This window comes from Legionella navarrensis, assembly GCF_052527415.1.
Window position 1 is genome coordinate 15,567 of the sequence record NZ_JBNVZR010000003.1, and the last position, 24,664, is coordinate 40,230.

The following is a 24,664-nucleotide window of genomic DNA, read 5'->3' on the forward strand; positions in this document are numbered from 1 at the left end:
ATATACCAGATCCATTGTTGGGCCAAGGCCCAACCTACGCTCGAGGCATGGTTGATTTAAACAGTGAACACCGTTGACGACAGGGCATTCAATTGTTTGCTTTCCGGGTTAAGAATGCTGACCCCTGCAACAGCCGGCAGGTTCAGGTAATGCTCTGCTTCATCCCATTCAATTTCTGCAGGAAACAGGCGCAGCATGGGCAGGCACTTGTTTAACAGTGCGCAAAAAGACAGGCTGGCAGGGTAGGGTCTGGCCTGATGACAGCCCAGAGCCATAACCTGCATGGCCTCTGAAATGGTGGCAATGCCGGGCAGATAATTAATAGAGTAAATAGATGCTGTCTGAGCAATGCCAGGTAAAAAGCCCGGGCTGGTGATAAAGTGCGCGCCCGCCTGGTAACAGTTTTCCAGCTGCTGGGTATTAATGACGTTACCGGCACCAATCCGCAGCGAAGGAAACTCCTGTAAAATCGTTTTAATTAAACCCTGATCCGCGGTATTGATTTCCGCGATGGAAAAGCCAGCCTGAGCAATCTGCTTCAGCCTGTTGAACAGCAGGGCATCAACATCCAGTGTTATAATAACAGATTGTGTGTCGAATAATTTGTCAGTCATAATGTCTCTTACTCGCTATCTCCAACATGTGACTATGGTAGAAGAATTGCGGCTGGCAGGCAATGACTATTCCGATTAATTCATCGCTCAATAACCTGCTCCTGCTTTCCTGATGAAATGTACAGGCGTCCAGGGATGACCATGATTCCCCGGATTACGGCTACGCCTAATCCGGGCTACGTATCGGTTGTAAACGACCATCGCAAATTCCTCGTAGCCCGGATTAGCGCCAGCCTAATCCGGGAAATAGGCTAATAGAGGACGTTATTTTCCTGGCTTGGGCGGCCAGGTGCCAAAAGGCGTTGGTGCCGTAGAAACCGGAGCTGGTGCAATCGGAGCCACCTTTGGTTCCATTTTTGCCTTGATGGATGCAAACTCCAGTTTAAACAACTGCGCGTTCAGATTCATCATGATGCGCAGGGGCACGGGTTGTCCGGGTTTGATGCGGTTCATGTCCTGCAGGACGTGTTTAGGTACGTCCTGTCCGATTTTATTGAAGAGGTTTGCCATGCCGCCTGAAAAGGCTGTGATTTGAGCCTGATTGGGGTTGCGCTGCATGTTATTGAGAGTTTGGCGCATACCCTGAATGCTTGCATCGTGGCCAAAACTGCCGTAGGCGAAGGCGTGACCATTATTGGACAGTTTAGGAATGGCATTGCCAAGACCCACAGCACGTTCCATATCGGGGGCTGGTTTTGTCAGTTCGGCGGTAATCGCTGCCTTGGCCGACTCGAGGTGACGTCGCTGGTTAGCCAGCAGATTGATGTCATCCTGCAGGCTTTTGCTGTGCAGATGCGCGTTATGTTCGCGCTGGCGGTGCAGTTCCTTTTCCAGTCGGCAATGATGATGAACCAGCCGGGGTACCGTCAGAATCTCGGTCTGTTTCTTATCAAATCGATTCAATGCCTTACTTTTTTGCGCTTCGTCCATCTGATTCAAATCTTCATTAATACCAATCAGATAAAACTTGCCGGCGCCGTCTTTAGCGATTTTCTGGCTGGGTGTCAAAATAAAATGCGCATCGTGCATCGAGCGTGTTTCCTCGCCATCGAGGTTGAACAGACGCCTTTCGCCACGGGCTACCAGCAGCATATCCTGCAGGCCTTCATTGTGAAGGAGATGAGCGCTGTGACGCTGCATTAAATGACTGGCCTCGCTGTGTCGGTTATTGCTGATGCGATCATTAATCTCGGCATCGAGCATCGACAGGCTGGTGCTGATTTCGTTAATTTTAAGGTTGATTGCGTCTTCGTGCCGATCGGGTGTAACCGCCAGCTCAGACAGATGTCTGGAGAACTGCTCCAGCTCGTCAACACTTGCTGTCAGAACGGCCTGCCTGTCCAGAATGCTGTCCCATTGCTTTTGCAGCGTATGCAGTTCGGCATCAATTAATGCTTTTTCTGCCTGTCTGGATTGCAGTTTCATATCGAGCGCTTTAGACGATTCAGAATAGGTGCGCAGATAGTCATCGAGCAGCTCGTTACGCAGGCTTACAGCATCTTCGCTGCTGTCTTTTTTATGAAGCCTTTTATCAATCTGCTCCTGGATGAACTGATTCAGGTGCTGTGCATGAGCGCGGCGTTTGTGGAGTAACCCGAGAAAAAGCCAGGCCATTGCGCGCAGGCGTCTCGTCTGATGATCACGTTCTTCAATGAACTGCTGCTCCTGAATCGAGGCGATTTCTGCCAGTTCTTCATTAATTGCTTTTAAAACGGCTTCACCGTTTTTGGATTTTAGAAAGGCAATGACGTCATGCGGAGTTTTCAAACCATATCGCCCTAAAAGCTGATCGTGGAGTGGTTCCTCGAGAAACTGATCTTTTTTCTGCTCCTGTCTTTTATCATGCAGGGTGGCGAACCATTGCTCCAGTCTGACCGTGCTTAATTCGTGTTTTTTACCGTCACGGGTTTGAAAGACAACAGATTCCGGCAATCGTAGCCGCGCATGAACATGTTGCAGGACTTTTGAATCGGCAGGAGGGGTCATCTGGATTGAATTAGACATGGGCTCGTTCTACCTGTAAGAAACATAAATTACATTATACACCATCATTATGGCCTTGCAATGTTCTGATTGACTTCAAACTATTCAACAAGGCGTGCTGAAACTGGCTTACCAGCATTTGCTGACAGGACCGGTTGGTGTGCCTTTGGCGCCGGCAGCAATGCCTTTAGCGCCGAGATTGGTCAGGGTCAATGACTGGCAGGTTGTATCTGCGGTGGCCTGAGCATTGTTGGGTGATGCCTGAAGGGTGTAGGTTGATGCGGTCTGTACTGGAATACTCAGGGTATACCAGCCTTCCGGCGATTGATTGGATGCGCGTACATCGTTGGCACCGCCTGCGCCAAGCGTGGCATTGAGATACGTATTGCGCTCAGAGTAATAGCGTTCCATCTGACTGGCCAGATCCAACAGGGCAGCCTTACCGTCGCTGCGTCGGCTGCGTACGATATAATCCTTGTAGCTGGGGACGGCGATGGATGTCAGAATGCCGATAATAACCAGGGTTATCATCAGTTCCATCAGGGTAAATCCGTTTTTCATGTTCATGCTCCATCTAAACCTGTTAAGAGGACTGCAACAACACAGGCGCGTGGGCTGCATCCCGTGATCCGGCCTGAGTGGAGGCCTGCCACAATGAGTAACTGTGATGATCCTCGTCGTCATCTCTTTTTTCCAGGGAACCTGTCCCGGTTACTTTATGGTTCAGCAAGGCACTCAGCAGACAGGTGGTCGAGTCGCCGTGCCGGTGAGGCAGCTGTTCGAGACGCAGTGGCCTGTCGAGAAAATAATCGACGTCGTTGTTGACCGCATGCGTGCGCGCATCATCCTCAGCAAAGGCCCAGTGTTGTGTGGCTCGACGCCCGACCTGGATCTTTTCCAGGATGAACTGTTTGGCCGCACCGGCTTTGTTGTCCAGCCAGTTGCTGCTTAAGGTCACGCCTTCTGCCAGCGTACGCAACAGGATTCCGACGGAATTATCCCATACATACCCACTCAATACCAGCGCCTTTCCAGCGGCAAGCATGAGCAGGCGACTTAAGGGATCGAGCAGGGTGGCGCCGACTCTGATGCTCAGGGACATGATTTCCAGAGCCGGCAGGATCGCGATATTTTTAAGGAGCTGTGCCGTCGGCAGAATGATAAGCATAGGTACGATGATGAAACCATTCAGGATTCGATTATCGACGTATTGCCGCACAGGGTTATCAAATCCATAAAACTGGGAGTGGTGATAGCCAGACAGGTAATCCATACGCGATTTGCGATTGGCGACACTGAGCAGTAAGCCGCCAATGGGCTGCCAGTGTCCCAGCAGTCCAAGGCTCCGGCTGAGCGCGTTGGTAACGCCGCGAAAGGGTACGTGAATCATCATGGCGGTGAATTCAAGGAAGGGAATGGTGGCTATGGCCAGTGTCAGATCCACCAGCGCGGCAATGGTCTGTTTCAGCGTTTTGACCAGCAGAGCCCCACTTTTACGCCAGCCAGAAAGAAAGCCGTCGTGATATCCATAGTAGCGTCCTTCAATGAACGGGGCGATGAGGAGCTTACTCAGTACCATCACGCCGCGCATGAACCATTTCATTGAGCCAAGCAGCCAGTCGTCACCTGGGTGCATGATGGTGTCATATACCGGTGCGCCGACAAATTTCGCGCCCAGAGTTGCGTAGTTGGGATAGGGGAAGGGGCCCATCTCTTCCTGAAAAGCCGGTATGGCGCGGCAAAGGCCATAGCCAATTGCGATAGCCAGCGTCACGATAATGGCGACCTCAGCCGGGTCGTCACGCAGGACGGTGATGGCCTGAATCAGAAAGTTGTCCAGATCGCCCGCTGTGATGATTCCCTGCCAGTAGGTTACCGCGGCCGAAATCGCTTCGGACAGGGTGCCGTTACTCATCCATTTTCCAAACTCCTGGGTGGGTTTGATCCCGGCAATCAAACCACTCATATGCAGTTTGGTGAGAATGGCTGTCAGGGTTTGGGGCGCAATAACCGCACCAGCGGCATAAAAATAAACCGCCAGGGCCAGGGTGCCCACAATGGGATTTTTTTCGCTGCTTTCGACGAAATAAGCGGAAAAATGACGCAGGACGCTGAGGCTGCGATGAAGCGGGTTGTTATAGGCTGTCGGACTGGGTGGGTGCTGTTCGCGAACAATCACATACTGGCTGTTTTCCAGATGCTGGCGCACAAAATCTTCGAGTGTCTGCCCACTGCTCATTAAGCCTTGTCCAGTCAGAACATCATGCAGCGAATCCAGGCTCAGTCCGACACCGTTCTGGTTCTGTTCCGCTAATGAGCTTCTCGTCTCACCGACTCGTTCGCGGGCGGGATGATTACTGTGAATATGCTGGCGCCAGTCATCAGGCAGCTCAACGGTCAGAGCGTGGCGCAAATGTTTGTACAGGTATTTGAAAAATGCCGGTACCCTGGTGATAAAGGTTTTGAAACCGAGGTATATTTTTTCGAGGAGAAACAGATGCTTTTTACTGATCTGACTGAGCCTCTCCAGATCATCGCCATTAGGCAGTAAAAAAAACTGCTCGTGGTCCCGGGCGTAGCGAAGTGGTCGCATCTCGTCATTGAGACGGATGATGATCTGGTTTGTGCCACGTATGCTGACCCACTCACCATTCGCTCGACAGTTCAGCATGGACAGGGCATCGTCACGATTGTCTGCCTGCAGCCCCGGAAATTGTCTGCCCGAATAGGCCGTAACCATATCGTTTACGTTGTTATATCGCTCTTGCTGTTGCCCATCGAAACAGTAGTAGGGCGCGACATCTGTACTGGAAATGCCTTTGTGCACGGTTTTGACGGTGTGTTTCTGCTTTGGCTTACTTGACTGGGAGAGGTAAGCCACCCAGTCCAGACCATCCTGCCAGAGCTGGTGAAAAAATCTGTTCATGCGATCGAATCGATTGGCTGGCTGATTCGTCAGGATGGTTCCTGGATCAAGGCCATAGGTCTGACAGATGGCGCGCAGGGTATCTTTCAAAGCCAGCTCATCATGGCCAATGTGGAGGTCGCTGTCCCAGACGAAGCAGGGCTGCTTATCATGGTTCGCCGTCTTTTGATCAGAAAAATCGAGTTGGTCCAGCTTCGTAACCGGGTAGACGCGATTGTATTCATATTGCTGAACCCGTTGCCTCAGATCATAAAGCAGATTACCGAGCGCCCCTTCGGTAATTACCGGGTTGTTGGCAATCAGGCGATTGGTGTCGCGGCATGTCTCAATGATGGTAATCACCTCTGTGCGCAGGCGCTCCTGAGCCGACCAGTCGGTACTGCCCATGTTACGTTCCCTTTCAAGCAGCAGGCTCAGAGACTGAATTGCCTGGCGAGTGGCATCGTATTTTGCCTGTTGTTCCATTGAGCGTGGCTGAGCGTAGCTGTCGGAGCGAATCAGATAGCGATTGAGTGTGGCGATGGTGCCTGCAACCAGCGACGAGGGACGTTTTCCTGGCAGGCTGCGCAGTTTTTCCGGATCGTGCGTGAGGAGAAAAACCTGAGCCTGCGAACGGTTATGATTGGCAACCAGTTGCAGGCAGTCGCCGCCTGGAAGGTCGTAACGCATGGTGTAGTGGCCATGCAGTAAGGTTCCTGCCTGTTTACTGATGGTGGAACCGGTAATGGTTGGCATCGTACTGAAATGGGGTTGTACGTGTAAGGAAAAAATCGCCTGCCGCTGCTCGTTGACCTTAACCATCACATCTCCCTGTTTTGTGCATTGATTAATCGACACTACCTTAATTTTCGATTAAATTGCAACCAGTTTTTATGCCTTGTCGAGAGGCTGGTATTCCGGCGGACAGGCTGTTAAAATGACTTAAAAATAGACAAGTAAAATCGAGGATTCATGACAACGCATTGTGGTTATATCGCTTTGGTTGGACGCCCCAACGTGGGCAAATCAACCCTGCTGAACTGTATTTTAAAACAGAAAATCAGCATCACCTCCCGTAAGCCGCAGACGACGCGGCACAGCATTCTGGGTATCGACAGCCATGAGGATTATCAATACATCTACGTGGATACCCCAGGTATTCATCAAGGCTCAAAAAAGGCGATGAATCGTCTGATGAACAAAACTGCCAACAGCGTGCTGCGTGATGTAGACGTTGTGGTGTTTCTGGTTGATGGTCTGCACTGGCATGATGAAGACGAGTTTGTGCTGCGCAACATCATTCAGGCCGGTACGCCCTGCATTCTGGCCGTAAACAAGGTCGATAAGATTGAAGACAAAATGCAGCTGCTGCCCTGGATAGACAACCTCAGCAAACGCCATGATTTTGCCGCCATCATTCCTTTATCGGCCAAAACAGGGCTGCAGGTAGACGAGCTGCAGCAAAAACTGCGACCCTTTCTGCCGGAAGGGCCGCATTTGTTTTCTGACGATCAGGTTACCGATCGCCCGATTAAGTTTTTGTGTGCCGAATTATTGCGCGAGAAAATTTTCCGTCGCTGCGGTCAGGAGATTCCTTACGGAACCACGGTCGATATTGAATCCTATAAAGACGAAGGCACGCTCGTGCGCATTCACGCGCTGATTCTGGTCGATAAGGAGAGCCATAAACGCATCGTCATTGGTGATAATGGTCAGAAACTTAAGGAAATGGCTACCGATGCCCGCCTCGATATGGAGAAGCTGTTGGGTAAAAAGGTATTTTTGCAATGCTGGTGTAAGGTCAAGTCGGGCTGGTCCGATGATGAGCGCATGCTGAAGCAACTCGGTTATGATAACTGACGCGCTGGATGCCTGGTTATTAGCAAAAACACCCTCCGGTGACAGCAGCCTGCGTCTGCACCTGTTTACGCGGGAACAGGGGATCGTCAGCTGCTTTTACAAAGGCGGACGTACCCCGAAAAAACAGGCCGTGCTGCAGGCCTTTCTTCCCTTATGTCTGTCGCTCGACAGCCGCCGCGACTGTCATTTCGTCCGTAGTATTGAAACCCCAGGCGCTGCCTTGCCACTGGCCGGCCATGCGCTGTTTTCGGCGCTGTACGTTAATGAGCTGATCCATCACGCCCTGAAGCCCTTTGATCCACATCCTGACGTATTTGAAACCTATCAGTACACCCTGCAGGGTCTGACCCTCGCCCACGAACGCCTGACGCTGGAGTCTCTGCTGCGCCGTTTTGAATGGGTGTTGCTGCGGGACTGCGGTCATCGTCTGGCATTTGTTGACGACAAAGTGGCCCCATTTTATCAATTTGTTGCCGGTTCGGGCTTTGTTTCTGCTCCAGAAGGCTTTCCGCACGATACTGCATCCGCTATTATCGCGGGCGAGTTTCATGATGTTCGCGTAGTACAGGCCGCTAAACGCACCATGCGTCAGGCCGTTGACTATTTACTCGCAGGCCGCGAATTAAAATCGCGGCAATTGTTTGGTACTCCGCGCGTCCCACAGAATGTTTAAATATCCGTTAGGGTGACTTATGAGAAAAGAGATTTTATTAGGCGTGAACATCGATCATATCGCAACTGTCCGCCAGGCACGGGGAACCCGTTACCCTGATCCCGTTCAGGCTGCCATAGACGCGGAAGAGGCCGGCGCCGACGGTATTACCCTGCACATGCGCGAAGATCTGCGCCATATTCAGGCACGCGATGTACGCTTAATCCGCGAGGTGCTGCAGACCCGGATGAACCTGGAGCTGGCTGTAACCGATGCCATGCTGAGCTTTGCGGAAGAAATTGTTCCAGAGCACAGTTGCCTCGTACCTGAAAACCGGGCAGAAATTACCACCGAAGGCGGTTTAGACGTGCTGGGTAATTTTGATACGGTTGCGCGGGCCGTCAATCGTCTGCAGGCCTTTGGCAGTGAGGTGTCTTTGTTCATCGATCCGGATATTCAGCAGATAGATGCTGCTGTTGCCGTGGGCGCACCCGTCATCGAAATTCATACCGGATGCTACGCTGATGCGACAACAGTAGCCAAGCGCGAGCAAGAGTTGTATCGTATTAAGATAGCTGCAAAACATGCGGCAAGTCGGGGCTTGATTGTAAACGCCGGACACGGGTTGAATTATCAGAACGTAAAACCCGTTGCGGCAATAGGCGAATTACACGAACTCAACATTGGTCATGCCATTATCGCGCGTGCGTTGTTCACAGGATTAAAAGACGCCGTAAGAGACATGCGCCAACTTATGCTGGAAGCAAGAAACTATGTCAACGAATGACGCAATTGTTATCCGAATTACCGGGGACTCCGGTGACGGGGTTCAGCTTCTCGGTGAACAGCTGACCATTACGGCGGCTGTTACCGGCCGAGATGTGCGCACCTGGCCTGATTTTCCAGCCGAAATCCGGGCGCCTGCCGGTACCGTTGCCGGGGTATCGGGTTTTCAGCTCGCCATGGCGGAAGAGGCACTGTTCACCGCAGGTGAAACGCTGAATGTGCTGGTGGCGCTGAATCCTGCTGCGCTGAAAAACTCCCTCGAACAATTAACACCCGGCGGCCTGCTGCTTATTAACGAAGACAGCTTTCAGGATAAAGACTGGCAAAAAGCCGGCCTGGACAGCAGTTTTCTCAGCAACGTAGCGGAGCATTATCAGGTCATCAGATTGCCGCTGATAAGCCTGACGCTGCAGGCCGTGGAATCGCTGGCCATGAATCATGCCCAGGCGAAAAAGGCCAAAAACTTCTATGTGCTGGGGCTGGTGCTCTGGCTGTTTGATTTGCCGACTGAGCATTGTCTGGCCTTTATTCAGCAGAAATTCAAAAACAAAGCCGACATCATCGAGGCGAACAAGCGGACTTTACTGGCGGGCTACAATTACGCCATGACCCTGGAGTTGAGCCGTCAGTCGTTCATGATGAGTCAGGTGAATCGTGAAGGTGGGGATTATCGCCAGGTGACCGGTGTGGAAGCAGTAGCCATGGCTCTGGCAACGCTTGCGGTTGGCACCGGCACGCGCATGTTTGTTTCCGGTTATCCCATCACGCCCTCATCTGCAATTCTGCACGAATGCGCGAAGCTGAGTGATTATGGCGTACAGCTGTTGCAGGCTGAAGACGAAATTGCTGCCATTTGCGCCTGCCTTGGTGCGTCGTACGGTGGCTGCCTCGCTCTGACCTGTACCTCAGGCCCAGGGCTTGATTTAAAAAGCGAGAGCCTGGGGCTGGCTGTCATGGCCGAGCTGCCGCTGGTTCTGATTGACGTTCAGCGCGCGGGCGCGTCAACCGGTCTGCCGACTAAAACCGGACAAAGCGATCTGCGTCAGGCCTTTTATGGCCGTCATGGCGAAGCGCCCTTACCGGTTATTGCCGCCAAATCACCGTCGGATTGTTTTAATACCCTCATTGAGGCATTCACGATTGCCACAAAATACATGACCCCGGTTATCGTGCTGATGGACGCATTTCTGGCGATTGCTGCCGAACCATGGAAGCTGCCTGCGCTGGACGGGGTAGCCTTGCCAGCGCTTGAAAAAAACCGCGCTCCCAAACCCTTCCAGCGAGATGAACATCTGGCGCGCAGCTGGAATATACCTGGCAGCTCAGGTTTTATTCATCAGATTGGTGGTCTGGAGAAGCAGGGCGACTCAGGGCGTGTCAGTTATGATTCGGCCAATCATCAGGCCATGGTTAAGCTGCGTGCAGCCAAAATCAACGGTATTTCCAAAGATTACGCGCCACTTGTAATTGAGGGCGACGCCAGAGCGCGGGTGCTTTTGATTGGCTGGGGAAGCACCTGGGGGAGTCTGAAAGCTGCCGTGCATCAGTGTGAGCTGGATGGTCTGCCGGTGGCTCTGGTTCATTTACGTCACTTAAATCCACTGCCGGATGATCTGGCGGCTATCCTGTCAAACTATGAAACCGTCCTGGTGGCCGAGTTAAATTCCGGTCAGTTGTGCCAGATAATCCGTGCCAGCTATCTGGTGGATGCACGTTCGATCAGTCAGTGCGATGGTCAGTCATTCACGGTCAGCTCCCTTGTCAACACAATAAAAATGGAATGCCACTATGAGCAACAAGACGTACACGCGTGAGGACTTTGCCAACAGCACTGAAGTGCGCTGGTGCCCTGGTTGCGGTGATTACGCCATTTTAATGGCTTTGCAGCGTCTGCTGCCTGAGCTCGGCCTGCCCCCGGAAAATCATGTGTTTGTATCCGGTATCGGCTGCGCCGGGCGCTTGCCATATTATATGAACACCTACGGTTTTCATACCATCCATGGACGCGCCACGGCTGTCGCTACCGGGCTGAAAGCCATGCGTGATGATCTGACCGTGTGGGTGATCACAGGCGACGGAGACGCGTTGAGTATCGGTGGCAATCATTTGATTCATTGCCTGCGCCGTAACGTCAACGTCAATATTCTGCTGTTCAACAATCAGGTTTATGGTTTGACCAAGGGGCAGTTTTCACCCACGTCGCAAAAAGGGCAAATCACCAAAACATCGCCTCAGGGGGTGTCCAATGAACCGATTAACCCCTTGCAGCTGGCGCTAGCTTCGGGCGCCAGTTTTGTGGCGCGCGCGGTTGATAAGGATCCAGCACAGTTGATGGCAGTGTTGAAGCAGGCTTACGAGCACAAGGGCTGTTCCTTTGTTGAAATTTATCAGGACTGCAATATTTTCAATCACGGAGCCTTTGACGAGTTTGCGCTGAAGGCAAACCGCGCTGAACAAACGGTGATGCTCGAAGAAGGCAGGCCGCTGGTCTTTGGTGCCGGGCGCCAAAAGATTCTGGCCCGCGATGGGGAGCAATTGTGCGTAGCAGAGTATCGTGAAGGGGATGAAACAACCTATCACCATGATTCATCGGATTTTATGGCTGCCATGCGACTTGCCCGTGCGCACTATCCTGAACTGCCTGTTCCGCTGGGTGTGTACTATCAGGAGCAGCGAGATAATTTTGTCTTGAATAAGCCTATAGTCAAAACGCTGGGTGACGTTGAGCGTTTGATGAGAGCGAAGGCGTTCTGGCGTCAGGATTGAGTTAACAGCAAAGAGTCGAGAATCGTAGCCCGGATTAGGCGTAGCCGTAATCCGGGACGCCATGGTCATCCCGCACGGTCTACGTTTGTGGCCTGTTTCCCGGATTACGCTGGCGCTAATCCGGGAAACAATACTGCGAACAAAGTGAAACCACGGTTCCGTGCTCAGGAAGCGAATTATTTAATTTTAAATGAATTTATTATTGAAGAAATTTTGAAAACTAAACTGAAGATAATCAGGATAAAACAAGACCGCCAAATCTGGCGGAGAGACAGGGATTCGAACCCTGGGAAGGTTTCCCTTCAACGGTTTTCAAGACCGCCGCAATCGACCGCTCTGCCATCTCTCCACGGCGAATATTATAAGAACCGGTATTTCATTGCAAGCATTTTTTTAACTTAAAACGAAAGCAGCAGTAAAATTCCTTCGTAGGAGGTGCGCATCCTCAAATTTTAATATATAGAGTTCGCAAATCATTGATGGATGAGTATAATGTGCCGAAATTGCTGTTACGCTAATTGCTTACGGATGTGTTGATATGAAACGAATACAGATTTTTCTTCTGATTACTGCCTTGTTGTCTCTGACCTCCTGTGCATCATGGTGGAACAAGGATAAAGACGACAACAGCCCCTACAAAGGCATGACAGCGAAGCAGCTGTTCACCAGCGCAGAAGATGCCATGGCAAAAAAGGAATACGCTTCAGCTGCCAAGCGTCTGGAGGCTCTCGAATCCATGTACCCCTTCAGTGATTATGCCGAAAGGGCACAGAAGGATTTGATTTATGCCTATTATCAAAACAAGGATTATCCGTCCGCAGCTGCTACCGCTGAGCGTTTTATTCATCTCTATCCGCGCGCCAGAGACGTTGATTATGCGTACTACATGAAAGGGCTGGCCAATTTCCAGCAGTCACGTGGAACCTTTGCTCAGGTATTACCAATGGACGAATCCTGGCGTGATCCAGGAACGCAATCTCAGGCCTACGCTGATTTTTCCGTGTTTGTGCAGCGTTTCCCCGACAGCCGCTACAAAGCCAATGCCTTGCAACGCATGATCTATTTGCGTAATATGTTTGCTCAACGGGAATTAAATACGTCGACTTACTATTTCGAGAGAAAAATGTACGTCGCTGCGGCAGAGCGTGCCAGTTACCTGGTGAAAAACTATCCGCAGGCGCCCAGCGCACAACCCGCTCTGGTTTTGCTGTATAAAGCCAATATGGCCTTGGGTTTGAAGAAGGCGGCAGCTGACGCACTGGCCGTTTACCAGGCTACGTACCATAGCCAACCAGCCGGAATCACCGGCTAATGCGAGATTAATGTATAAACGTCTGGGTTGTTACGTAACAAGCATATTGTTTTTTACGCTGATGACCCCGGCGCAGGCCTTGTCGCCCGACGAGGCGCATCTGTTGCAAAAAGACTATCAACTCTACCAGATGTGGTCCATCAGCCGCGATTATCTGTTTGGCATGACACATAAGGCTGATCGCGTTCGCGCCCTGGCCTGGCAGTTAGCCTATGTTGATCACCTGCCTGCCGCTTACCCACAAAAAAATGCACAATTGGCCTTATATCAGCGAGGCCTGAGTCCGGCACAACTGGCCGAGGCGGCAGCACTCGCGAGACAGATTGCCATTGAACATGGTTTGAATAAACCGGTCAGTGAAGAGGAGATGAGCCGTGTCTATCCGCTTCGTGATGAGCTGAATCCATGGAGCAGTTTCAAGCCGGACATACCACCTGAAGATATTTATCATCGGTTCCAGACCTGGGTTCAATGGGTCGCCGGACATCAGGATGAGGATACCGCCTTCACCCTCGATCAACGCGCTCTGTCGCTGCTCAAGTCGAAGCAGCTTCCAGTATTGTATGGCCAGGTTATTGTCAAAGGTCCGGAATCCCCTGACATGGTGAGCAGTGAGTTTCAGCTTCTGCCCGGTGGGTATTTTGTCGGGCACAGCGATAAGACCAGCATGCGTTTTGTGCTGGCGGGCTATAAACCGGTGGTGGTGGCCGTGAATCAAGGGCAGCAAGTGCAGGCTCTGCCGCCCATCATTATGGAGCCTTTGCCAAGAAACAGAAAAACCGGCGTGGTCGGGCGGGTGCTGCCCTGGTCCGATCTGGCACATAGTAATATTTTACTGCAGGCAGAACAGGCGGACAGGCAAAGTAACGGCAACCCATGGTTAAATCCGTTCTTACCCCTAACGGTAACCAATGTCGGTGAGTTTTATACCACGGGCCTGCCGGCCGGTCGTTACGAGCTTTTGATCAGCACCCAGGGATTAAGCACCCGGGTGCGATTTGGTGTGAAAGACGGCGAGGTCAGAGGCTTATCCCTGATCAATCTTAACAGGCATTAACATTCAGTCTGGTTAACCGCAAGCCCCCCAAGCGATGTTTCCTTATAAATACTCTGCATATCGTAACCCGTCTGTTTCATGGTTCTTATCACTTTATCGAGCGAAATATGATGTTCTCCGTCACCAATCAAGGCCAGACGTGAGGCATTGACCGCTTTTACAGCGCCCATCGCATTGCGCTCAATACAGGGAATCTGCACCAGGCCCAGTACCGGATCACAGGTCATGCCGAGATGATGCTCCATGGCAATTTCCGCCGCATTTTCAATCTGATCGATGCTTCCGCCAAGAACAGCCGTAAGTCCTGCCGCTGCCATCGATGAGGCCACGCCAACTTCACCCTGACAACCCACTTCAGCACCGGATATGGACGCGCCTTTCTTGTACAGGATAGCCATGGCGGCTGCGGTCAGAAAATAGGTGCAGATGTCGTCATCGCTGCCTTTGTTATGCGCCTCCTGGGCGTATTTCATGACCGCAGGAATAATACCGGCGGCACCATTGGTTGGCGCAGTAACGATGCGACCTCCGGCGGCGTTTTCTTCATTTACGGCCATGGCATACAGATTCAGATGATTCATCAGATCAGCATTTTCAAAGGCACTGGGTATCCCTTTGTGTTCTATCAGTTTCTTGTAAAGATCAGGCGCGCGGCGTTTTAGCAGCAGACCGCCGGGTAAAATACCGGGATGGTGACAGCCACTGTTGATGCATTCCTCCATAACCCGCGCGATGGCCAGAATACCCTGCCTGATCTCATCCTGTGTACGCCAGGTTCCTTCATTGGCCATCATCAGTTCGGCAATACTCAGTTTGTTGTCCTGACAGCGGGTTAATAATTCATAAGCTGTAGAAAAAGGGTAGGGAACGGCGTCTGTCAGAGAGTCCTGGTGATCATACTCTTCTTCCGTCGTAATAAAGCCGCCGCCAATTGAATAGTAAACCTGGCGGGACAGGACGCTGCCATCTGCAGCATAGGCCGTGAAACACATTCCGTTTGTATGCTTTGGCAACAGTTCTTTTTGTAAAAAAAGAAAATCAGTCGTGTCATTAAATGAGATTTCATGCGTTGCATTCAGGTTGAGTCTGCCGCTTGCGATGATCTCCATCATACGTGGAACCATGGTGTCGGGAATAACTGTGTCAGGTCGCTTTCCTTCCAGCCCGTTCAAAATGGCTTTATCTGTACCGTGTCCTTTGCCCGTCAAGGCCAGAGAACCATACAACTCTATTTTGATGCGCTGCGTCTGTTCCAGCTGTCGGGTTTCATTCAAACGGCTGACAAACGCATTGGCAGCCGACATGGGGCCAACAGTGTGAGAGCTGGATGGGCCAATTCCGATGGAAAACAAGTCAAACAGGCTGATGCTCATAATGGATAATTCCAGTGCAGATTGAATATGGAGAAGTTTAGAAGGAAAGTGTGAAGGAAACAATACACGCCAGCATAAAAGATAAGTGTTCTCCCTTACTGGTATTTTTCATATAACTTAGGCAGAATAAGCAGGCAAATTTGCAAGAATGCAAATCTTACAAAAGACAGAAAGGGGATTGTTTATGAAGATGAAACTGGTTGCTGCTGCGGCTATGGGGTTGGCACTGTCAACATCACTCGTTGCGGCAGATGCTGTAACATTGAGCAGTGACGCAGATAAATTGTCTTATAGTATCGGTGCTGATCTGGGCCGGAATTTTAAAAAGCAAGGTATTGAAATCAGCCCGGCTGCCATGGCTCAGGGTCTGCAGGATGGCATGGGTACAGGCACGCTGTTGTTGACTGACGATCAAATGAAAGATGTGTTAAACAAGTTTCAAAAGGATCTGATGGCCAAGCGAAATGCAGATTTCACTAAAAAAGCAGATGAAAACAAGGCTAAAGGTGCCGCATTCCTGAGCGAAAACAAAGCAAAACCTGGCGTAGTGACCACAGCCTCTGGTCTGCAGTACAAGATCATTGAGAATGGCACAGGCGCTAAACCTGGTAAAGACGATACCGTAACGGTTGAATACACAGGTACACTGCTGGATGGTAAGGTATTTGACAGCACAGATTCTGCTGGCAAACCCGCTACGTTCAAGGTATCTCAGGTAATTCCTGGCTGGACTGAAGTTCTGCAGTTAATGCCGGCTGGTTCCACATGGGAAGTTTACGTTCCTGCCGACCTGGCTTATGGCTCTCGCAGTGTTGGTGGTCCTATCGGTCCAAATGAAACGCTGGTTTTCAAAATTCATTTGATCGATGTTAAAAAGAACGCAGCGTAATATCTGCTCCCGGATTACGCTACGCTAATCCGGGCTACACAAATCAGGGCGGAAGCATTTGTACCGCAACAGCGTACTCACGCTCTCCTCCGGACTACCAGACACGACGGCAGACAATATGAATAAACGCCTGATGATTGTTTTTTTACTGGGTTTTTCATCTGGTCTGCCCTTGTCCCTCATTACCGGCACCCTGCAGGCATGGTTTGCTGATGCGGGCATGTCTACCATGGCAACCGGCCTGTTGAGTCTGCTGGGTCTGCCTTATATTTACCGTATATTCTGGGGACCACTCCTCGACCGTTATACTCTGTTTTCTCTTGGCAGACGACGCAGCTGGATGCTCAGCATGCAGGTCGTGTTGCTGCTGGGCTTTAATCTGATGGCCTGGTTTAATCCGGTTCATACGCCAGAGCTGCTGGCGGCTCTGGCTTTCTGCCTTGCCTGCTTTTCCGCAACCCAGGACGCAGCCATTGATGCGCAGCGAGTGGAGTATCTGCCCGCCAGCGCTCATGCTCTTGGCGCTTCGCTGGCGAGTCTGGGCTACCGTCTGGCCATGCTGGTTTCGGGAGGACTGGCCCTGGTGATCGCCAGTCGATATGGCTGGTCCCTGACCTATCATGTGATGGGCTCCATGATGTTGATTGGTATTCTGGCCACGCTTGTAAGCCGTGAGCCGATTGCTGATCTTCGTATCCAGGAATCGACCGTCTTAAACAGTTTTATTGCCCCCCTGAAAGAATTAACCGCCAGACCAGGACTTCTGTATCTGCTTGGCTTTATTATTTTTTACAAACTGGGAGAAGCCTTCACCACCACATCCAGCGGGATTGTGATGCCTTTTCTGATTCAGGGCCTGGGCTTTCCTTTAGACACCATCGGTTACATCAATAAAATACTGGGAATTGGCTCGATCATTCTGGGTGGTCTGCTGGCAGGTGTGTTGTTGATCCGCTGGTCTTTGTATCGTGCTCTGATGGCATTTGGACTCCTTCAGGCTGTCACCAACCTTCTTTTTGTCGCACTGGCCATGGTGGGTAAGCATGTCACGCTGCTGGCCATAGCGGTTGCCTGCGACAACTTTGCTGCCGGCATGGGCTCGACCGCTCTGGTGGCGCTGTTCATGCGTCTGGTTAACCAGAAATTCACCGCAACGCAGTTTTCTCTGCTGGTTGCAGTGTCTGCCTTGCCCAGAGTATTTTCCGGACCGATTGCCGCGTCCATTCAATGGTATCTGGGCTGGGTAGGTTTGTATCAGCTGTCTTTTCTGCTGGCGCTGGGGTTTATTCCTTTCCTGATGAAGATAAAACCACAGACTTTAGAACAGAACATTACGAGCGAGATGCCGATTCCAGCGCAGTGATTTTTTTGAATGAAGTAAGGGAAGACGTGAAAAAAGAAGAGCATGCCGGGCTTGAACATCAGGGAAATAATCCTGATGGTACCGAGGGTCGGACTCGAACCGACACGGTGTCACCACCACCGGATTTTGAATCCGGCGCGTCTACCAATTCCGCCACCCCGGCATGCGCGATGATTATAACAAACCCGATGTGTTATACAATGGATCTGCTAAAATAATTTTGGAGGTAGTTGCCAATGAATCGTTTTTTGACCGCCAGCCTGCTTGTCGGCGCGCTTTATCAGCCTATGGCTGTGGCTCACCAGTGTCCGGATCCGGATAACAGCTCGTTAAAATGGGGTGCTATTCCCGCGCCCTGGGAGCCGAATCCCTTTTCAGCCAACCCGGTTCAGGGCGAAGCAGGCACCCGCTTTGTTCGTGCCAATGTACTGGTTGCCGGACTTGGTCGGGGCGCGATGTGTACGTATCGAAACTCCGCCGGCGAATACTCCATCTGGTGGCCGGTCCTGGTAAAAATTCCAGCGAAAGTGGATTACAACTGGATAGATACGCAAGGGGGCTTTGTCTGTACTCAGAGCCTGATGGATTGTCAGTTTTACGCAGCAGAATAAGGGAGAGGAAGGAATGCGATTATTGCCAGGTATTATGTTGTGTGCTTTGAGCCCGGCGCTTTGGGCCGCAGATTCCAGTACGGACTGGATGGACAGGACGGTCTCCCCGGGCAGCAATTTCTATCAGTACGCCAACGGCAACTGGCAAAAGCAGAACCCCATTCCTCCCGAGTATTCTATCTGGGGTACCTTTTCGGTTTTGAATAAAAAAAACGAAGCGCGACTGCATCAGTTATTGCTGGATGCTGCCGCCGATAAGTCAGCCAGACCGGGCAGCCTGCAACAGAAGGTCGGCGATTTTTACTACAGCGGCATGGATGAGGCTACAATCAACCGGCTGGGCTATGAGCCATTAAAACCAATGCTGGCGCAAATCGAGAGCATCAGAAGCATTAAGGATCTGCAGGATGTGGCCACCGATCTGCAAAAGGCTGGCGTTGATGTGCTCTTTGGCTTCGGCAGCATGCAGGATTACAAAAACAGCGAACAGGTGATTGGGGTGGCCCAACAGGCAGGGCTGGGGCTGCCTGACAGGGATTATTACCTGAAAGACGACGAGAAATTCCGTGCCATCCGCGCGGCCTACGTACAGCATATCAGCAGAATGTTTGTGTTACTGGGTGACGAGCCGGCACACGCTGAGCAACAGGCGAAACGTATTCTGAGTATTGAAACTGATCTGGCCAAGGCTTCCATGTCGCAGACGGATCAACGCGATCCTCATGCTGTTTATAACATCATGGATCGCAAACAGCTGGCTGGTCTGACACCGGTTTTCTCCTGGCCAGAATATTTTACCGCACTGGGGCAATCTGATCTCCAGCGCATCAATGTCGCCATGCCGGAATTTTTCAAGGCCATGAATCAGCAATTGCAGGCTGTGTCTATTGACGACTGGAAAAGTTATCTGCGCTGGCATTTGATAGATGCCTTTGCTCCGTACCTGTCCCAGCCTTTTGTGGATCAGAATTTCTGGATGACCAGTCAGCTGACTGGGGCCAAAAAACTGCTGCCACGCTGGAAGCGCGTGGTCGCAACGGAAGAGGGGGCGCTGGGCTTTGCAATCGGTAAATTATACGTTGAGCGCTATTTTTCAGCCAGTGATAAGAAAGAGGTGCTGGAGATTCTGCATGCCATTCGTAAAACGCTGGAGCAGGATCTGCAGACGCTGGCCTGGATGACACCAGCAACCCGCAGCGCCGCCCTGAAAAAACTGGCGATGATTGAAGAGCGTGTTGGCTACCCGGATAAATGGTGGGATTACTCAAAACTGGTGGTTGATAAAGGTCCTTATGTGTCCAACGTCATTCGCGCCAACCGCTTTTTGATCGAGCGTGATTTGAATAAAATCGGTAAATCGCTGGACAGAAGCGAATGGGCCATGACACCGCAAACCATCAATGCGTACTATGATCCGTCCATGAATAACATTAATTTGCCGGCGGGTATTCTGCAGCCACCGTTTTTTGATCCGGAGGCGCCTCCGGCCGTTAATTATGGGGCGATTGGTTTTGTGATTGGCCATGAACTGACTCATGGATTTGATGACCAGGGCGCACAGTTTGATGGCAAGGGTAATTTAAACGACTGGTGGACGGCTGAGGATCTGACCCGCTTTAAACAGGCAACCGATTGCATCGTTAAACAGTATTCTGCATACACTGTTGCGGATGGTTTGCCCGTTCAGGGAAAACTGGTGGTGGGTGAGGCAACTGCAGACCTTGGCGGTGTGACCCTGGCCTACCGGGCATTCCAGTCATCGCCTGCCTATAAACAGGCTGCTACCATTAACGGCATCACGCCGGATCAACAGTTCTTTTTATCGGTAGCACATGTCTGGGCGAGCAACATCCGTCCGGAACAGGCACGAAACCAGGTTACAACCGATCCGCATCCGCCGGCTATCTATCGGGTAAATGGCACGCTGGCTAACATGCCTGAGTTTCAAAAAGCCTTTGATCTGCCTGACAACGCTCCGATGATCAATCGATCACGCTGTGTCATCTGGTAAGATCCAGGCATTGCCCGGATGCGTCAGCGTATCCGGGCTTAATCCTGGTGATGTTCTCTGCACTGGATAAAAACTCCGGGCTGTCATTCCCGCGCAGGAAGGGAGAATTATATAAAGATTAAAAAATTGCCCAGTACAGAGGGTGATGCTATTCCTTAAATCAAGCCTCTGTTGATGAAATAGTAAATGTGGTAATATTAGTCGCAAAATTAAATTGCCACAGGAACAACCGATATTATGAACACATATGTTATTGCTGCTTTTTATCGATTTACCCCCATCAGCGACTACGAGGATTTAAAGCAACCGTTGCTAACGCTGATGAAAGAACAGAACATCAAGGGAACCATTATCCTGGCCAGTGAAGGGGTGAATGGCACCTTTTGTGGAGAGCGGGCGGCCGTTGAAGCTCTGTATGCGTTCATGCGCGCTATTCCCGGACTTGCGGATTTGTTTTTCCGTGAAACCTTTGATTCTGTTAATCCTTTTGAAAAAGCCAAGGTCAAACTGCGTAAGGAAATTGTAACGATGGGTGTGGCGTCTATCGATCCGCTGGCGCAAACAGGCACGCACGTTGATCCTGAGGAGTGGAATACACTTATTTCTGACCCGGATGTGGTGCTGGTTGATACACGCAACGACTACGAATTCAAACTGGGCACCTTTGAAGGCGCGATAAATCCCTTAACAGATAATTTCCGTGATTTTCCGGAGTATGTAAAAACGCAGCTGCTGGATAAAAAGGATAAAAAAATCGCCATGTTTTGTACTGGCGGTATTCGTTGCGAAAAATCAACGGCTTATCTCATGCAACTCGGATTTGACAAGGTCTACCAGCTGAATGGCGGTATCCTTAATTATATGGCGTCTATCCCACAGGAGAAGTCGCGCTGGCAGGGCAGTTGTTTTGTTTTTGACGAACGAGTTGCTCTTGATCATTCACTCAAAAGTCTTGAAAAAGGTTCCATTGATACAGAGTGGAAAAATAAGAATAAAATTCACGCTGCTGGCAAAGAGACTTTATAAACGTAGCGAGATATTCTATTGCAATCTCTTGAATATAGTTTACAGGCCTTAAATCATTACATTCGCGGTGGGCAGCCTCGTGCGCTGGTTAAGGAACTGGCGTATTACGATGACAGAATCCGCGAATTAAACCGTGATTTTTACCAGATCAGGATAAAAGAACCAGCCATCCGGCAGCAGATTGAAGCGATTCTGCGTAATCTTTATATTTCAGAATCCAAGCGGGCGAGGTACCTCAAGTCTGATATGACTGTGTCGGATTTTCTGGCTGATCTGACTAGCAAGGGAAACATTCAGGTTGCCTATTTTCTTGAGGTTATCGAGAAGAAAAAATCCTTCAGATTCTGGGACCTGCTCATGGGCGGACTGTTAAGTCTGGCTTTGGTTGGCGGTTTCTTAGGCTTGCCATTTATGTCTGGGGTTTTAAGCGCTATCACCGGCTTTCTGTCTTCTTCTACCGGCATGCCCATCATCGGCATGGTTTTTTCTGGTCTGGGTCTGCTGATTGGGACTTATAACAATCTGTCGGACAAGAAAAAATCAAAGCTTGATCGTGCTCGTGATCTGGTTTTTTCTCTTGCCAATGCGGCGCTTACCTTCGCTGCCTACGTTCTCTGGCTGTCGTCTTTTCCTGTCATGCCCCTGGCCGGCGGGCTTTTGTTTGTCGGTGCCTCGGTTGTTGATGCCATTCGTGAAACGGTATGTCTGCTTCAGGACTATATCCGTTACAAAAACAGACCAAAACTGTATGGAGATGAAAAAAACTGCGCAAACGCTCAGATAAAATTCAGCTATAAAAAGCATAGAAATGCTGCAATGATTAACACGGCTGTCGCACTGGTTCTGGTTGGATTAATTGCTACCTGGTCTTTTGCTCCGGCTGGTATCGGCGTAACCCTGGGCATTGTTACTGCCATTCTTGTCGTGTGTGTTGTCAAATATGTGTGCCTGAAACGTAATGAGCGAATCATGAGAGAGCGGCTGCAGACAGAGCTGAGCACAATCATGGCCGATAAAGAAACGGATAATGACCTGCACGTAACACATGACGAAGGGCCAGAACATAACGCAACGCTCAACCATGGCGGTCGTTCGCTGGCACTGTCCCAGGTTGAGGTCAATGGCAAAAAAAACGCCTACAACCCGTCTTTCTTCCCTGTGCCTGAAGAAGATGCTCCAGACCAGCGTTTGACCCATTCTGATTCGATATCGAACAGATCCAGTACTCTTCCCACGCTGTGATTGACGATATCATCTATGGTTGCAGGCTGGTTGTAAAAAGCAGGTACCGGCGGCGCGATAATAGCTCCCATTTCGGTGACCAGTGCCATATTACGGATATGAGCCATGTTAAGCGGTGTTTCCCGTATCATCAGCACCAGCCTGCGCCGTTCTTTGAGGATGACATCAGCGGCCCGGGTCAGCAGATTACTGCTGCTCCCATGAGCAATATCCGCCAGCGTACGCATGGAGCACGGAGCGATGATCATGCCCAGCGTTTTATATGAGCCACTGGAAATGCCGGCAGCAATGTCTTCAATTTTGTAGTGTTTGTCTGCCAGCTGATACAGCTCGGTGGCAGAAAGCCCTGTTTCAACAGCCCGGGTAAGCTGCGCGGCTTTAGATACAATCAGATGCGTTTCAATATCGGTTTCCTTCAGGTATTGCAACAGACGGATACCGTAAATAATCCCGGACGCGCCACTGATTCCAATAATAAGCCGCTGTTTCTTCATATAGTAAGCTTGGATGACTCAGACTGACCTCATTATAGCAATATTCAGCTGCGGAGTATAAGGTTTCAGGCTTTATATCCAATCCGAAATAATCCGATTGAGTCTGTCTGGCTGTTCCAGCATCACGAGATGACCGCAGTTTTCTATTGTAACCAGCTCAGCATTACGTATTTTGTCTGCCAGTATGTCTGACTCCCTGGAGGGCATGACACAATCATTTTGACTGGCAATAATGAGGGTTGGGCAGTGGATTTCTGACAGTATTGGTATGTGATCCTGTTTGTTTAAAATGGCGTGTAATTGACGACGGTAGTTCTCAGGACCGATGTCTCTGGCCATCTCCTGCGCTATGGGAAGGAGTGTGGAATGTTTTTCCCTGCTGTGGATAGAGTTTTTAAAAATCAGGCTCGTTAATAATTCGAATTTACCCTTGTCTATCAGATCGAGCGAGCGCTCACGTTCTTTTCTTCCTTGCGGTGCAACCCTGCTCGGGGACGAGTTGATAAGGACCAGTTTATCAATGCGTTCGGGTATGTGGTGAAACAGTTCTAAAGCGACATATCCTCCCATGGAAAAACCAATAAGAGCAAATTTTTGTGGTGCAGTTTCAGCAAAGCGTGCAGCCATGTGAGCAATAGACGCGCTATTCAAAACATCCAGGTGCTGGCAGCGAACATTGGCCGGAAAATAATTTTCCAGTTCACCCCATAGTCTCGGGGTTGCCAGTGCACCGGGAATCAGTACGATGTCCTCAAACATAAATTGACCATAATTCAAATAAAAACGGCCTGCTGAGTTTAAACCGAACCGCAGGTATATAGGAATAGCCCGTTTTCATCTATAATCGCAATGATATACCTAATTATGTTCGAAGACAGCCATGACCGACTTTTTGAATTTCTTTCTGCACATCGATCAACACCTGGTCAGTTTTGTTTCTCAATATGGTCTGTGGGCTTATGCCCTGTTGTTTCTGATTATTTTTTGTGAAACAGGCCTGGTGATCACGCCTTTTTTACCCGGCGATTCACTTCTGTTTGCTGTTGGCAGTCTGGCTGCTCAGACAACGCAGCCCCTGAATATTATGGTTTTGCTTGCTTTACTGATCCTCGCATCCATCCTCGGAAATCAGGTCAATTACCTGATTGGACGCTATATTGGCCCGCGGATATTCAGGCAAAGCGACAGCCGCTTTTTAAATCGAAAGCACCTGGAGCGGGCGCACAGGTTTTATGAAAAAAACGGGGCGATCACTATTATCACTGCACGGTTTTTACCGATTATTCGCACTTTTGTGCCCTTTGTGGCCGGAGTCAGCGGCATGCGGCATCGGCAGTTTGCGCTTTATAATGTGTTGAGCGCGTTTCTCTGGATTGGTCTGTTGCTGGGATGCGGCTATTTTTTTGGCAGCATCCCAGTCATTAAGAATAACTTTGCCATCGTAGTCTATGGCATCATCGCGGTGTCGCTGCTGCCGGTGTTCTGGGCGCTCGTCAGCAACCGGCGCGTGTAGCGCGCCGAATGATTTAACAATGTATATAAATTCACCACAGTAGGTTGGGCCTTGGCCCAACAATTAGCTTAGGCGCCAACGCCATGTTGGGCCAAGGCCCAACCTACGTCATATCAAGAGCATTGTGATGGATGTTGGTTTCAATGTGTCCTGTATTGAAACCGTATGCATTGTTTTGAGTCATTAGGCGCTCTACCGCGCCGGTTG

21 protein-coding genes and 2 tRNA genes are annotated in these 24,664 nt (G+C 50.5%); 14 read left to right on the plus strand and 9 right to left on the minus strand.

What is annotated here, in order from left to right:
- Positions 1–56: 56 nt before the first annotated feature.
- The 4 genes from ACQUTA_RS02790 to ACQUTA_RS02805 form a co-directional block, all read right to left on the minus strand.
- A complete protein-coding gene (locus tag ACQUTA_RS02790; RefSeq protein WP_444986850.1) occupies positions 57–617 on the minus strand; it encodes a bifunctional 4-hydroxy-2-oxoglutarate aldolase/2-dehydro-3-deoxy-phosphogluconate aldolase in 561 nt (186 codons plus the stop codon).
- Positions 618–878: 261 nt separating this feature from the next.
- Positions 879–2,618: a hypothetical protein gene (locus ACQUTA_RS02795; RefSeq protein ID WP_444986679.1), complete on the minus strand. Its 1,740-nt coding sequence runs from the start codon at positions 2,616–2,618 to the stop codon at positions 879–881.
- A gap of 108 nt (positions 2,619–2,726) precedes the next feature.
- Positions 2,727–3,158, minus strand: a complete 432-nt coding sequence (locus ACQUTA_RS02800; protein WP_444986680.1) for a type IV pilin protein — start codon at positions 3,156–3,158, stop codon at positions 2,727–2,729.
- A gap of 22 nt (positions 3,159–3,180) precedes the next feature.
- The gene (locus ACQUTA_RS02805; RefSeq protein WP_444986681.1) at positions 3,181–6,324 is read right to left on the minus strand and encodes a hypothetical protein; all 3,144 of its coding nucleotides are present in this window, start codon (positions 6,322–6,324) and stop codon (positions 3,181–3,183) included.
- 150 nt (positions 6,325–6,474) lie between these two features.
- On the opposite strand from ACQUTA_RS02805, the gene era reads away from it, so the two are divergent.
- Genes era through ACQUTA_RS02830 form a run of 5 tightly spaced genes read left to right on the plus strand, consistent with a single transcriptional unit; the run spans position 6,475 to position 11,566 of the window.
- Complete coding sequence (gene era / locus ACQUTA_RS02810; protein WP_444986682.1) at positions 6,475–7,362, plus strand: GTPase Era; 888 nt, start codon at positions 6,475–6,477, stop codon at positions 7,360–7,362.
- A complete protein-coding gene (gene recO, locus ACQUTA_RS02815; protein WP_444986683.1) occupies positions 7,352–8,035 on the plus strand; it encodes a DNA repair protein RecO in 684 nt (227 codons plus the stop codon). Before era ends, recO begins: the two co-directional genes overlap by 11 nt.
- A 19-nt stretch (positions 8,036–8,054) precedes the next feature.
- Positions 8,055–8,801 carry a pyridoxine 5'-phosphate synthase gene (gene pdxJ, locus ACQUTA_RS02820; RefSeq protein ID WP_444986684.1) on the plus strand — a complete coding sequence of 249 codons (747 nt, stop codon included), beginning with the start codon at positions 8,055–8,057 and terminating at the stop codon, positions 8,799–8,801.
- A complete protein-coding gene (locus ACQUTA_RS02825) occupies positions 8,788–10,614 on the plus strand; it encodes a 2-oxoacid:acceptor oxidoreductase subunit alpha (RefSeq protein ID WP_444986685.1) in 1,827 nt (608 codons plus the stop codon). Before pdxJ ends, ACQUTA_RS02825 begins: the two co-directional genes overlap by 14 nt.
- Positions 10,589–11,566 carry a 2-oxoacid:ferredoxin oxidoreductase subunit beta gene (locus ACQUTA_RS02830; RefSeq protein WP_444986686.1) on the plus strand — a complete coding sequence of 326 codons (978 nt, stop codon included), beginning with the start codon at positions 10,589–10,591 and terminating at the stop codon, positions 11,564–11,566. The genes ACQUTA_RS02825 and ACQUTA_RS02830 overlap by 26 nt, the downstream gene beginning before the upstream one ends.
- Before the next feature lie 261 nt (positions 11,567–11,827).
- Here the strand turns inward: ACQUTA_RS02830 and ACQUTA_RS02835 are convergent.
- A tRNA-Ser gene (locus tag ACQUTA_RS02835) sits at positions 11,828–11,915 on the minus strand.
- 189 nt (positions 11,916–12,104) lie between these two features.
- On the opposite strand from ACQUTA_RS02835, the gene ACQUTA_RS02840 reads away from it, so the two are divergent.
- Together ACQUTA_RS02840 and ACQUTA_RS02845 are read left to right on the plus strand one after the other, a co-directional pair.
- On the plus strand, positions 12,105–12,878 hold the full coding sequence (locus ACQUTA_RS02840) for an outer membrane protein assembly factor BamD (RefSeq protein WP_444986687.1): 774 nt from the start codon (positions 12,105–12,107) through the stop codon (positions 12,876–12,878).
- A gap of 10 nt (positions 12,879–12,888) precedes the next feature.
- Complete coding sequence (locus ACQUTA_RS02845) at positions 12,889–13,935, plus strand: hypothetical protein (protein ID WP_444986688.1); 1,047 nt, start codon at positions 12,889–12,891, stop codon at positions 13,933–13,935.
- Here the strand turns inward: ACQUTA_RS02845 and ACQUTA_RS02850 are convergent.
- Positions 13,932–15,308 (minus strand): L-serine ammonia-lyase, encoded by a 1,377-nt coding sequence (locus tag ACQUTA_RS02850; protein ID WP_444986689.1) that lies wholly within the window; start codon positions 15,306–15,308, stop codon positions 13,932–13,934. The two genes, ACQUTA_RS02845 and ACQUTA_RS02850, sit on opposite strands and share 4 nt — an antisense overlap.
- A 184-nt stretch (positions 15,309–15,492) precedes the next feature.
- Between ACQUTA_RS02850 and bamJ the strand changes: the two genes are divergently transcribed.
- Both bamJ and ACQUTA_RS02860 read left to right on the plus strand, forming a co-directional pair.
- The gene (bamJ, locus tag ACQUTA_RS02855; RefSeq protein WP_444986690.1) at positions 15,493–16,197 is read left to right on the plus strand and encodes a BamJ family beta-barrel-assembly machinery protein; all 705 of its coding nucleotides are present in this window, start codon (positions 15,493–15,495) and stop codon (positions 16,195–16,197) included.
- Between the two features lie 118 nt (positions 16,198–16,315).
- Positions 16,316–17,560 carry an AmpG family muropeptide MFS transporter gene (locus ACQUTA_RS02860; protein ID WP_444986691.1) on the plus strand — a complete coding sequence of 415 codons (1,245 nt, stop codon included), beginning with the start codon at positions 16,316–16,318 and terminating at the stop codon, positions 17,558–17,560.
- Between the two features lie 76 nt (positions 17,561–17,636).
- Here ACQUTA_RS02860 and ACQUTA_RS02865 read toward each other — a convergent pair.
- A tRNA-Leu gene (locus tag ACQUTA_RS02865) sits at positions 17,637–17,723 on the minus strand.
- 73 nt (positions 17,724–17,796) lie between these two features.
- Between ACQUTA_RS02865 and ACQUTA_RS02870 the strand changes: the two genes are divergently transcribed.
- From ACQUTA_RS02870 to ACQUTA_RS02885, 4 genes are all read left to right on the plus strand, one after another.
- Complete coding sequence (locus ACQUTA_RS02870; protein WP_444986692.1) at positions 17,797–18,171, plus strand: DUF3757 domain-containing protein; 375 nt, start codon at positions 17,797–17,799, stop codon at positions 18,169–18,171.
- Between the two features lie 34 nt (positions 18,172–18,205).
- A complete protein-coding gene (locus ACQUTA_RS02875) occupies positions 18,206–20,182 on the plus strand; it encodes a M13 family metallopeptidase (protein ID WP_444986851.1) in 1,977 nt (658 codons plus the stop codon).
- A gap of 237 nt (positions 20,183–20,419) precedes the next feature.
- On the plus strand, positions 20,420–21,208 hold the full coding sequence (gene trhO, locus ACQUTA_RS02880) for an oxygen-dependent tRNA uridine(34) hydroxylase TrhO (protein ID WP_444986693.1): 789 nt from the start codon (positions 20,420–20,422) through the stop codon (positions 21,206–21,208).
- A gap of 18 nt (positions 21,209–21,226) precedes the next feature.
- Positions 21,227–22,450 (plus strand): MATE family efflux transporter, encoded by a 1,224-nt coding sequence (locus tag ACQUTA_RS02885; protein ID WP_444986694.1) that lies wholly within the window; start codon positions 21,227–21,229, stop codon positions 22,448–22,450.
- Here ACQUTA_RS02885 and ACQUTA_RS02890 read toward each other — a convergent pair.
- Positions 22,345–22,944 (minus strand): UbiX family flavin prenyltransferase, encoded by a 600-nt coding sequence (locus tag ACQUTA_RS02890; protein WP_444986695.1) that lies wholly within the window; start codon positions 22,942–22,944, stop codon positions 22,345–22,347. The genes ACQUTA_RS02885 and ACQUTA_RS02890 overlap by 106 nt on opposite strands.
- A gap of 72 nt (positions 22,945–23,016) precedes the next feature.
- Complete coding sequence (locus ACQUTA_RS02895) at positions 23,017–23,703, minus strand: alpha/beta fold hydrolase (RefSeq protein ID WP_444986696.1); 687 nt, start codon at positions 23,701–23,703, stop codon at positions 23,017–23,019.
- 121 nt (positions 23,704–23,824) lie between these two features.
- Here ACQUTA_RS02895 and ACQUTA_RS02900 point away from each other — a divergent pair, with 121 nt between their 5' ends.
- Entirely contained in the window at positions 23,825–24,457 is a 633-nt protein-coding gene (locus ACQUTA_RS02900) for a DedA family protein (RefSeq protein ID WP_444986697.1), read from the plus strand.
- Positions 24,458–24,664: the final 207 nt, after the last annotated feature.

Bases quoted from the DNA above. Each gene is read 5' to 3' on its own strand.
- ACQUTA_RS02795 (WP_444986679.1), bottom strand. From the start codon at position 2,618: ATGTCTAATTCAATCCAGATGACCCCTCCTGCCGATTCAAAAGTCCTG.
- ACQUTA_RS02800 (WP_444986680.1), bottom strand. From the start codon at position 3,158: ATGAAAAACGGATTTACCCTGATGGAACTGATGATAACCCTGGTTATT.
- ACQUTA_RS02805 (WP_444986681.1), bottom strand. From the start codon at position 6,324: ATGGTTAAGGTCAACGAGCAGCGGCAGGCGATTTTTTCCTTACACGTA.
- era (WP_444986682.1), top strand. From the start codon at position 6,475: ATGACAACGCATTGTGGTTATATCGCTTTGGTTGGACGCCCCAACGTG.
- recO (WP_444986683.1), top strand. From the start codon at position 7,352: ATGATAACTGACGCGCTGGATGCCTGGTTATTAGCAAAAACACCCTCC.
- pdxJ (WP_444986684.1), top strand. From the start codon at position 8,055: ATGAGAAAAGAGATTTTATTAGGCGTGAACATCGATCATATCGCAACT.
- ACQUTA_RS02825 (WP_444986685.1), top strand. From the start codon at position 8,788: ATGTCAACGAATGACGCAATTGTTATCCGAATTACCGGGGACTCCGGT.
- ACQUTA_RS02830 (WP_444986686.1), top strand. From the start codon at position 10,589: ATGAGCAACAAGACGTACACGCGTGAGGACTTTGCCAACAGCACTGAA.
- ACQUTA_RS02840 (WP_444986687.1), top strand. From the start codon at position 12,105: ATGAAACGAATACAGATTTTTCTTCTGATTACTGCCTTGTTGTCTCTG.
- ACQUTA_RS02845 (WP_444986688.1), top strand. From the start codon at position 12,889: ATGTATAAACGTCTGGGTTGTTACGTAACAAGCATATTGTTTTTTACG.
- ACQUTA_RS02850 (WP_444986689.1), bottom strand. From the start codon at position 15,308: ATGAGCATCAGCCTGTTTGACTTGTTTTCCATCGGAATTGGCCCATCC.
- bamJ (WP_444986690.1), top strand. From the start codon at position 15,493: ATGAAGATGAAACTGGTTGCTGCTGCGGCTATGGGGTTGGCACTGTCA.
- ACQUTA_RS02860 (WP_444986691.1), top strand. From the start codon at position 16,316: ATGAATAAACGCCTGATGATTGTTTTTTTACTGGGTTTTTCATCTGGT.
- ACQUTA_RS02870 (WP_444986692.1), top strand. From the start codon at position 17,797: ATGAATCGTTTTTTGACCGCCAGCCTGCTTGTCGGCGCGCTTTATCAG.
- ACQUTA_RS02875 (WP_444986851.1), top strand. From the start codon at position 18,206: ATGTTGTGTGCTTTGAGCCCGGCGCTTTGGGCCGCAGATTCCAGTACG.
- trhO (WP_444986693.1), top strand. From the start codon at position 20,420: ATGAACACATATGTTATTGCTGCTTTTTATCGATTTACCCCCATCAGC.
- ACQUTA_RS02890 (WP_444986695.1), bottom strand. From the start codon at position 22,944: ATGAAGAAACAGCGGCTTATTATTGGAATCAGTGGCGCGTCCGGGATT.
- ACQUTA_RS02895 (WP_444986696.1), bottom strand. From the start codon at position 23,703: ATGTTTGAGGACATCGTACTGATTCCCGGTGCACTGGCAACCCCGAGA.
- ACQUTA_RS02900 (WP_444986697.1), top strand. From the start codon at position 23,825: ATGACCGACTTTTTGAATTTCTTTCTGCACATCGATCAACACCTGGTC.